Origin of the sequence: uncultured Holdemanella sp. (assembly GCF_934754935.1) — a bacterium.
In the GTDB taxonomy this organism is placed as follows: domain Bacteria; phylum Bacillota_I; class Bacilli_A; order Erysipelotrichales; family Erysipelotrichaceae; genus Holdemanella.
In genome coordinates this window covers 1-9,078 of record NZ_CAKVJB010000055.1, presented here as the reverse complement: position 1 = coordinate 9,078, position 9,078 = coordinate 1, and the positions used below count along the sequence as shown (strand labels likewise).

The window sequence follows — 9,078 nt, the reverse complement described above, 5'->3', positions numbered from 1 at the left end:
AACTGCAAAGCAGAAAATGATATTAAAACAATTTGATATGGATGAAAAATATATTGACAGAAGCATTGGTGAATTTAACTACTAATGCTTCTTTTATTTTTTAGTTATACAAATTCTGCAAAGTTAAGGTTCAACTATACTGAAGCAAATATGTACCGTCAATATAAAAAGGATCGAATAAAGTCCATTTTCAAGAATTCCATTCCATCCTTTTTCATTTTTTCATAAATCTATATTTTAATTGTTCTTTTTGATAATCTTGTGAATTACAACACTTAACAGAATTGTAATGATCATACATGGAATTGTATTTCCAACAGGTGTATCAATCTGCATAAAACAGCGATACACAACAAATCCGACAAGCCATAATACAAGATTCAGTACATCAAATTCTACATTTCTTTTATCATTCTTTAGAATAAAGAAATCAGCAATCTGGATTGCAATCATAGGAGCAAATACAGAACCAATCAAATACAGAAAATCAGTAATATTATCCATTGGATATACAATTGCCGCAATTGTACCAACAACAGTTACAACCATTGCTACGTGTTTTCCATTCCACTTTGGCACGATAGATTCATTAGAAATACCTGCAGAATAAGCATCCAGGAATGTTGTTGTAACTGTAGAGAATACAATGATCAATAATCCCGCAATACCCAAACCTGCTTTCAACATGATCTGTGCAATATCATATTCTCCTGTAAATAAAGCCGCACCTAAACCAATCAAATACATCCAGCAGCTAACGATTCCATACACAATACTACTAACTAAACTAGCCTTCACAGGATCTTCCGCTTCACGTGTATAGTCACTGATCAAAGGCAGCCAGCTCAAAGGCATCGCAATTGCAAGTTCAACACCTGCACCAAACGTCATTGCTTCTGTACATACAACTGCACTGTTTCCATCAAAGAAGATAAATTTGCTAAGCATTAAAGTCAAAACAAATAAAGCAACCATCGCAACTGTATTGATTTTTCCAAGGTTTGTAATACCAACACCAATCCATACAAGAATCAAGATACCAATAATCAAACACCAGATCCATGCACCTGTATGCATAATACCATCTGCCGCAAGTGCACCATCATAAATCATGATTGCTGTCCATCCAACAAGCTGCAGTACATTTAATGCCGCAAACAAAAGACAACCTTTCTGTCCAAAGCTCATCTTTGTAGAATCCATCGCACTTAAGCGCATTTTCCCACCAATAACACCAGCCAGGAACAATAAGATACAACCAATGACATGTCCAGCCACAATGGCTAAAATACCATTTTTCAATCCTAAAGGTGCAAGATATGTACCTGTCAGTATTTCTGCAATAGAAACACCTGCACCAAACCAGATCAATGCATTTTCAAACAAAGAAGTTTTCTTCATTGAACATTCTCCTTTGCATATTCATTATCAATTGCGAATGAATGATCCATTGGTCCAGATCCCTTACCAAGATCAAGCATTGCATTCAATGCTCCAGAAATATAATCCTTTGCACGTTTTACGGATGTATCCAAATCATATCCCTTTGCAAGATTGGATGCGATAGCACTGGATAATGTACATCCTGTTCCATGTGTATTAGAGTTGTTAATACGTTTTCCATGAAACCATGTATATGCGTCATCTCTATACAACAGATCATTTGCATCATTGATTTGATGACCACCCTTTACCAGAATTGCACATCCAAATTTCTTAGAAATTTTTTCAGCAGCGATAATCATTTCTTCTTCATTTGCAATCTTCATATCCGCTAGAACTTCTGCTTCTGGAATATTTGGTGTAATGACTGTTGCTAAAGGCAACAATTCTTTTTTCAATGTTTCAATTGCATCATCACTAATAAGTTTTGCGCCGCTTGTTGCGACCATCACCGGATCCACAACAATATTAGCTGCCTTATATTCCTGCAGTTTTGAAGCAATCATACGAATCAGATCAGAACTAGAAACCATTCCAATCTTCACAGCATCTGGATAAATATCTGTAAAGACTGCATCCAGCTGCTCCCCAAGAAATTCTGGTGTTACTTCCATAATTCCTGTAACACCTAATGTATTCTGTGCCGTTAGTGCTGTAATTGCACTCGTCGCAAATACGTGATTTGCGCACATTGTTTTGATATCCGCCTGGATACCAGCGCCTCCGCTGGAATCACTTCCAGCGATTGTTAATGCTGTTTTCATTTTCTATCTCCTTCCTGCATTACTTTTTTAATGCGACATAAGGTGGTGCCCCCAATTTGCCGCCATATTCTGATCAAAAAACAAAAAGCTGCAGAAAACCTAATCTGCAGCTAACATACAATAAAGATATCATCCCTACGTTGGCATTATCCAAATCAGGTTTCAGGGTCAAGGTCGAACCTACTCTCAGCCACTCAGCTCCCCATTTTTCAACATGTTTATTATAGTTCCTTTGTAACATGTAAATCAATAATCATTCAATAATCTTTGTTGGTGATGCATTTGAGACATAAATCATACTGTCATAAAGCGTTGTGGGTGGCTGAAACATGCGATAGCTAGGAGGCAGGAAGCGATTCATGATAGAGTAGTTTTCTCCTAGCGTTCCCATATAGGTATATGCATCTGCATGCCTTTTAATTTCTGTACCTTCTTCAAGAGAAGAAAAATCAATCTAGCATATTTTAAAGCCGGCTAATTTTGCTATTTTTGCAAGTGGATCATGAGAATAAAATGTCTGTATGGTACGTTTATGATTTCCTTCAGGCAAATTGCATCTTTTCTTATAGAAGTTTGTTCCAATCACATAATATCTATATTGATTTGATAACAGTTTCCCCATAGAGTCATAACTTCCCCATTTTGCAACATGTTCATTATGCCCACTGATGAAAATACAATCATTTCCTCTTTGCTGCTCCTTTTGCAAAATCCAAGAAACATTTTCAGCCATATACTGATCTCTTAATAAGCTTCCATAAGTATCTTTTCTATGTAAAACTTCAACATTCTGTAATAACACATCTACAAAATGAATCAAATCACAATAAACTCTTTCAATTCTAATGTCTTTTTTAATTTCATCAGTAAATCTTTTTTCTCTTCATAACTATAATTTTGATTCCATTGACCATCTATGATGAAATTATCCAAAAATGATAAATTAACTCCTTCAGCAATACATTCTTTTTTCAACGCATCAAAAGAATATCTAATTCTCTGCATATCAAAACCATAAAAATTCAGCTGTTCTTCTTCTTCTTCATTATATTCCCGTATATATTCAATCAATTGCATCATTTCTTCTGTTTTGTAGATTTGAAAACCAATCTTTTGAACAATTTCTTTCAGTGTTCCTTCTCCACCATGAATATATTGATTCACTTCTTCACACCCGCCAAAATCACCTTCTAAAGCAAAACTGTGAACACGATGCTCTTCTACAAGTTTTTTGAATACTTCTAACTTTAACTGTTGAAATTCTTTGTTTCCATGTGTTGCTTCACCTAAAGCAATGATGTTGTATTCTTGTGGAGTAGAGATTTGATCAACACTTTTTGCATACGCTTTAAATTCATTTACATCTAATGATTTACCCGTAGTAAATCCACCAAAATAAGTAAACACATATATAGTCACGATCACAACAGCACTGATTAGCAAAACCTTCTTCTTCATTATTCGTTATAACACCTCTTTCAATAATTCTTCTGGTGTAATGTGAAACAGCTTCGCTATCGCAATTAAATTAGATGTACTTGGATCTGAAGTTCCATTTTCCCACTTAGATACTGCCTGACGGCTGACACCGATTGCTTCCGCAACTAATTCTTGTGTCATTTTACATTCTTCTCGATGTTGCTTAATAACTTCCCCAAGACTCTTTTTAATTGTTGCTTTTTCTTCTCTGACTTCTTTTGCATTTAAGTATTTCTTTAATGCTTTAATGCCAAAAAACAATAAAGTAATAAAACCAGCAATCACAGCTAATCCAATCAGCAAAACAATTCCCCAAATAATAACCCCAACAAAACTATACTTCATATAGTTAGCTTTCCCATACCAGTTGAATCACTGGTTATGTAAAAGGGGCGAGAGGATATTACTTGTTGGCTTGCTTGGCTAGTAAATCATGTTTGATAACAAGTCTAAAAAAGCGTTGAATTTCAACGCTTAATTTTTATTTGTGCTGTATTTTCCAATAGCCTGTTTTATTAGAACCTATTCTAACGATGATTTCTTTTTCTTTTAATTCTTTAATGATTCGGCTAACTTTTCTAGGACTAATTTGCAGCACTTCTGCCATTTGCTTTGCAGTAATAGATGGTTGCTTCTCAAGTAGTAATAGAACTCTATTTATATCGCCATTTATATCGCCATTTATATCGCCGTTTATATCGCCGTTGTTGGTAGATAAAAGATTTAATGGCACTGAGAATGGGAACTCTACCTTTATAAAGTGTTCGGAAATTTTACAGATGTTCTTGTTGTAAACTTTTAAAATCCTACTCATTCCTGATCCTAATTGTTCCACTAAACCAAGATCTTTAAATACTCTCATTAATTCACGATTTCTAGGCATACTACTACAACTGAAGAAATCTTCTTCACTTTGCCCTGGAAGTAAACCACCGTATGAAGTGAAGACCATTTTGTCAGCAAAAATCTCAAAAACAGGAGGGATTTCTTTAGAATAATCAGAATAAATAATTGCATTAATAATAGCTTCACGCATTGGAATTGGATCAACTAAGTTCTTTTCGATTCTTTCAGACTAAGTTATTTTCGCTAATGTGGCATTCTCAATTTTTAGTTTATCAAGCACGTTGTATGTTGCCTTAACCAAAGAACAGTACCCATACTCTTCGTTTTCAATCAAATCAACTTTATCAGTTCCTGCGTATTTTGCAACTTTAATAGAAACACCGTTTTCATCAGCAAGAAGGTATGCTACGTAATTATATTTGCCATCAGGTGTAAGCAGTTCTAAAGAATTTGCGAATTTATCATTTAATTCAAGGCCTCTTTCTTGATAGTAAATTTTCAATTGGGCAAAAGATAAATCTTGTCTTGGTGAAGGAATGTTTCTTAAAGTTGTATGAATTCTTTTACTATAAAGGTCATCAATCATTGAAGTGGTCATTTGTTGAGTTGAAGTTCCGGTTCTTGTAAAACAACCATTTGGAGACATTCCGTTTTTCTTGATGTAATAAGGTTTTTCTAGTCCACTAGATATTAATATTTTTATAACGGTTACATTATCAACATTTTCAGTAACTATATCAAATAATCCTAGCGTAGAAGGAAGGATGTTATTTTTAATTCGATCTGCAATTTTTAATTGAGTATCATCTAAATTAGAAACTCCAATGCCCTTACCATTATCATCAACGCCAATATATAAAACTCCACCTTCGCGATTATTTAAGAATGCAACTACTTCCTTTTCTAGTTTATCGTTTAAATCTTGTTTAAATTCTGTTCTATTATTCTCCATCAGCATTATAAGGTCTCCTTTCCGCTTTGAATTCAGCAAAATTTGATTAAAACATATAAGCACTACCTATTAAATTCTATAAAATATAATACCATTGAAATAGATTTGATTTCTACTTAACTATTTTCTTTTTTTGCATAGCAATTTCTTTTACCTTAGCTTTTCAATAATAAAAATTCCTTTCCCATACCAGTCGAATCACTGGTTATGTAAAAGGAGTGAGCTGCGTGACAACGTGTGAAAACAGATTGGTAAAAAACACCTGTAAGCCACGGTTTACAAGTGTTTAAAACAAGCCGTTTTATGCGCTTTTTCAGGCTTATATACAAAAAAAGTGGTCGAGTTTGAATAAATAAAAAATTTCTAATGAATTATTTTAAATGACAGGCAGTCTACACGATTGCCTGTTGTTTTTCTAATAGCTGTATTTGTCATAACCAAATATCAAATTTGTTATCGTTGTAAAATTTCAACTGTGAATTTATTTATTAGATGATGTATGATATATTTTCATGAATAATTCAGGTTATATAAATTTTAACTCGGCATTTAACTCGGCATGCCGAGTTAAATCATTCACTTATAAAGATTATATTAGCCAAAATCAATAAAATTTCATTTTTGGCTAATATAGGGAATTCTACATGCTGAATTAACAAGAAAATGATATTTTCTATTTTTCAGAACCGTAGCTATATGTAATGTTATAGTCGTCTGAAAAATGTGACTTTTTGTTTGCTGAATTAATTTAGAAACGTAAAAACAATTACCAAAACTATAAAAAAATTAAAGTTTTGGTAATGGGGTTCTTATAAAATACATTAAAAGGGATTCATATTTAAACCAACTTATTAGATTGTTAAAGACTCAGAATATAAAGGTGATTATTGGTGTTAGAAGAAGTGGCAAGTGCTTGATTGTAGAATTTACTTCTTCAACAGAAAACAGGAATTTAAAGTTTGAAAATAATGTACAAATGCGCGTAATTTTGTCAGTTCAGAATCCTCACTATTTGCGGGAGGAGTAGTCAGTGTAATGTATTTAACTCCTGTGCAAATAAAAAAGTTAGAATTAAAAATGTCGCAAAAATTTTATGAGTGATGTTAGTTTTATAATGATTGATACATATTATAGTATGTGTTATACTGTGCGTGGAGGAACTAAAATAAAAAGTTTTTCCTCAAGGGAGATTATCAAACTTCTAAAAAAGGATGGTTGGTATGAGGTTTCTTGTGTTGGGTCGCATCATCAGTTTAAACATCCAACTAAAAAAGGACGTACAACTGTAAAGCATCCAGACAAGGACATACCACCAAAAACTTTAAAGAGGATTGAGGAGCAATCGGGACTAATTTTTGATTAGTCCTCTCCCGTACTTAAAGAAGGAGAAAATTTTTTATGAAAAAAGTCGAACGTTATTTTTATCCAGCTGTTTTTACTTATGTTGAAGGCCAAGAAATCGCAGTGGATTTTCCAGATCTTCATGTAGCTACTAGTGGAAAAGATGAAGAAGATGCATTATTATCTGCTAGAGAATTACTAGGTGTCGTATTGGCTGGTATGGAGGAAGATGGAGAAACAATTCCACAAGCAACACCATTGCATGAAGTAGTATTAGAATCGAACGAACGAGCTGTATTGGTAGATGTGTATATGCCTTCAATTCGATTAGCGAATATAAATAGAGCTGTACATAGAACGGTTACTTTACCTGCATGGCTTAATTCAGCTGCGTTAGAAAAAAATATTAATTTTTCACAGGTGTTGCAAGAGGCGTTGAAAAAACAATTAAATTTATGCTAAACAAAAAATTAACTTTATAAGGTTTTATTATTTTACCTACATTATAATCATAATATTATAGTCTATCCTCCAATCGTAATAGATTGATAATGTAATTAGTTTTGCGGTGCGGAGGATTTTTAAATTTACGATTCAATCACATCATTAAGACATGCCTCTAATTCATCGAGCGTGCAACCATTTTTTTCTGATGCTCTATTTTCATCTATCGAAAGTAGAGCTTTCTTTAGTTCAAGCATTTTTCATTTTCAACAATAAATAAATCATTCTGGTTAGGAGTTTGATCGATATTTATGAGTATACCTCCTAGTATTAGTGATTATATAATAAAAATGATAATTCACCTTTACATAACAGATTAACTTATGAGGAAGTTGTGAAGGATTATTCGAAAATCCGTAATAAAGGCATTGCCAATATATTTAGTCAGATGGGACTCGTTGAGGCATGGGGAAGTGGAATAAAAAGAATCCTGAACGCTGCTGAAGAGTATGGACTTTAGAAACCTAGATTTCAGAAGTTCGATAATATGTTTCGCGTAGAATTATTCCGTAATTTATTTCCGATGATGGAAGAAAACAGAAACATCGGAGAAACATCAGAGAAGCATCGGAGAAGCATCGGAGAAATACCGGGAATAGAACAACAAGTAGAACTTAATGATACACAGCAAAAGATTATTAAACTGGCTGATAGAATAGGTATTGCCAGTCGAAATATAGAAAGTAATATTAAGAAATTAAAAGAGCTTGGTATTCTTATACGACATGGTCGCCGAAAAATGGTTATTGGGAAGTTACTTTGACAGATTAATCTCAAAATAATGGATGTGGAAGAGTACTTAAATAGTAGCTTTTAAAAGAGAATATGTGTGAAATAATTTAAACCATATTTAAATTTGTTTGTAGGTATCTAGCTGCTACCAAAATGGTACCAATAAAAATAGTAAAGATATATAATACATGTTAATTGTATATAAATAGTGTAATTTGCGTATATATAGTAAACAATAATGTTTACGTTATAACTTTCTTTTCCGAGTTTGAATGACAGGTTACAATTAGCTAGATTCTATTTAAAAATTATTGAACATTCTTAAAATAACAAGCCCTTCTACATAGTGTGGAAGGGCTTGTTTGTACGATGATTGGTATTGTCTCATTTATTCTTAGTAGTGATGTATTTTTGGTTTCTACTATTTGGTTTATCTGGGATAGTCATCTTAAGCTGTCCTGATTGCATAAGTGGAGCAATGAAGTTTTGAGTAAAGTATTTTATATCTTTAAATCCACAAGCTGTTGTAATTTCTCTTTTTGTCTTGGGCTCAACACACAATTCTAATATTTGTTTAGAAATTTTAACTTGTGGGTTAACTTGTGGGGTGACTTGTGGGTTAACTTGAGGAGTATAGTTTAAATTTTGCAAAGTAACTTTAAAATCCATTGCAGTTGATGAAAATTTAGGCTTAAATTCAGCTTTATATCCTGGAAGCATTTCTGTTTCGCTAATAATCTTTTTTAAACCACTTCCGCGTCTTTCCATATATTTCATGCGATGAAATAAATCAGCAATTACGGGATTTCTTCGCATAGAACGTATATTATAAATATCGTATTCTTGAATTGTTCCACCTCCAAACATACCGCCTGGAGAAGCAATTTCTAAACGATCATCAAACATATCAACATGAATTTCACTGCCAAGCACTATATAATTGATGTTAGCATATAAATAGGACTAGTCAAAAAGAGAAAATTTACACCAGTGGTACAATAGAAAGAGGATGATTCA

General features: G+C 33.1%; 11 protein-coding genes, 1 pseudogene and 1 riboswitch. Of the genes and pseudogenes, 4 read left to right on the top strand and 8 right to left on the bottom strand.

What is annotated here, in order from left to right; genetic code table 11:
• Window positions 1–237: 237 nt before the first annotated feature.
• From cytX to Q0E86_RS10700, 7 genes are all read right to left on the bottom strand, one after another.
• Entirely contained in the window at window positions 238–1,401 is a 1,164-nt protein-coding gene (gene cytX, locus Q0E86_RS10730; protein ID WP_003865411.1) for a putative hydroxymethylpyrimidine transporter CytX, read from the bottom strand.
• On the bottom strand, window positions 1,398–2,207 hold the full coding sequence (gene thiD, locus Q0E86_RS10725; protein ID WP_217799309.1) for a bifunctional hydroxymethylpyrimidine kinase/phosphomethylpyrimidine kinase: 810 nt from the start codon (window positions 2,205–2,207) through the stop codon (window positions 1,398–1,400). Before thiD ends, cytX begins: the two co-directional genes overlap by 4 nt.
• 115 nt (window positions 2,208–2,322) lie before the next feature.
• Window positions 2,323–2,422, bottom strand: a riboswitch (TPP riboswitch).
• Between the two features lie 239 nt (window positions 2,423–2,661).
• Window positions 2,662–3,009, bottom strand: coding sequence for an erythromycin esterase family protein (locus Q0E86_RS10720; RefSeq protein ID WP_295757057.1), 348 nt, complete (start codon window positions 3,007–3,009; stop codon window positions 2,662–2,664).
• Between the two features lie 14 nt (window positions 3,010–3,023).
• Window positions 3,024–3,665 carry an erythromycin esterase family protein gene (locus Q0E86_RS10715; RefSeq protein ID WP_295757049.1) on the bottom strand — a complete coding sequence of 214 codons (642 nt, stop codon included), beginning with the start codon at window positions 3,663–3,665 and terminating at the stop codon, window positions 3,024–3,026.
• 6 nt (window positions 3,666–3,671) lie between these two features.
• A complete protein-coding gene (locus tag Q0E86_RS10710) occupies window positions 3,672–4,031 on the bottom strand; it encodes a helix-turn-helix domain-containing protein (RefSeq protein WP_295757046.1) in 360 nt (119 codons plus the stop codon).
• A gap of 136 nt (window positions 4,032–4,167) precedes the next feature.
• Window positions 4,168–4,722 (bottom strand): ATP-binding protein, encoded by a 555-nt coding sequence (locus Q0E86_RS10705; RefSeq protein WP_295757044.1) that lies wholly within the window; start codon window positions 4,720–4,722, stop codon window positions 4,168–4,170.
• Between the two features lie 39 nt (window positions 4,723–4,761).
• Window positions 4,762–5,490 carry a helix-turn-helix domain-containing protein gene (locus Q0E86_RS10700; protein ID WP_295757043.1) on the bottom strand — a complete coding sequence of 243 codons (729 nt, stop codon included), beginning with the start codon at window positions 5,488–5,490 and terminating at the stop codon, window positions 4,762–4,764.
• Between the two features lie 1,087 nt (window positions 5,491–6,577).
• Between Q0E86_RS10700 and Q0E86_RS10695 the strand changes: the two genes are divergently transcribed.
• From Q0E86_RS10695 to Q0E86_RS10685, 4 genes and pseudogenes are all read left to right on the top strand, one after another.
• Complete coding sequence (locus tag Q0E86_RS10695) at window positions 6,578–6,847, top strand: type II toxin-antitoxin system HicA family toxin (RefSeq protein WP_367117398.1); 270 nt, start codon at window positions 6,578–6,580, stop codon at window positions 6,845–6,847.
• A gap of 35 nt (window positions 6,848–6,882) precedes the next feature.
• A complete protein-coding gene (locus Q0E86_RS10690) occupies window positions 6,883–7,287 on the top strand; it encodes a type II toxin-antitoxin system HicB family antitoxin (RefSeq protein ID WP_217799114.1) in 405 nt (134 codons plus the stop codon).
• A 364-nt stretch (window positions 7,288–7,651) separates the two neighbouring features.
• Window positions 7,652–7,789 (top strand): annotated as a pseudogene (locus Q0E86_RS11155) (ATP-binding protein); the annotation flags it as partial.
• Window positions 7,790–7,816: 27 nt separating this feature from the next.
• Entirely contained in the window at window positions 7,817–8,092 is a 276-nt protein-coding gene (locus Q0E86_RS10685; protein ID WP_295757035.1) for a hypothetical protein, read from the top strand.
• A 353-nt stretch (window positions 8,093–8,445) separates the two neighbouring features.
• On the opposite strand, the gene Q0E86_RS10680 is transcribed toward Q0E86_RS10685, so the two are convergent.
• Window positions 8,446–8,994 (bottom strand): ATP-binding protein, encoded by a 549-nt coding sequence (locus Q0E86_RS10680; protein ID WP_295757033.1) that lies wholly within the window; start codon window positions 8,992–8,994, stop codon window positions 8,446–8,448.
• Between the last annotated feature and the right edge of the window lie 84 nt (window positions 8,995–9,078).

Coding starts and splice junctions, on each gene's coding strand:
- cytX (WP_003865411.1), bottom strand. CDS start 1,401: ATGAAGAAAACTTCTTTGTTTGAAAATGCATTGATCTGGTTTGGTGCA.
- thiD (WP_217799309.1), bottom strand. CDS start 2,207: ATGAAAACAGCATTAACAATCGCTGGAAGTGATTCCAGCGGAGGCGCT.
- Q0E86_RS10715 (WP_295757049.1), bottom strand. CDS start 3,665: ATGAAGAAGAAGGTTTTGCTAATCAGTGCTGTTGTGATCGTGACTATA.
- Q0E86_RS10710 (WP_295757046.1), bottom strand. CDS start 4,031: ATGAAGTATAGTTTTGTTGGGGTTATTATTTGGGGAATTGTTTTGCTG.
- Q0E86_RS10705 (WP_295757044.1), bottom strand. CDS start 4,722: ATGCGTGAAGCTATTATTAATGCAATTATTTATTCTGATTATTCTAAA.
- Q0E86_RS10700 (WP_295757043.1), bottom strand. CDS start 5,490: ATGCTGATGGAGAATAATAGAACAGAATTTAAACAAGATTTAAACGAT.
- Q0E86_RS10695 (WP_367117398.1), top strand. CDS start 6,578: ATGAGTGATGTTAGTTTTATAATGATTGATACATATTATAGTATGTGT.
- Q0E86_RS10690 (WP_217799114.1), top strand. CDS start 6,883: ATGAAAAAAGTCGAACGTTATTTTTATCCAGCTGTTTTTACTTATGTT.
- Q0E86_RS10685 (WP_295757035.1), top strand. CDS start 7,817: ATGTTTCGCGTAGAATTATTCCGTAATTTATTTCCGATGATGGAAGAA.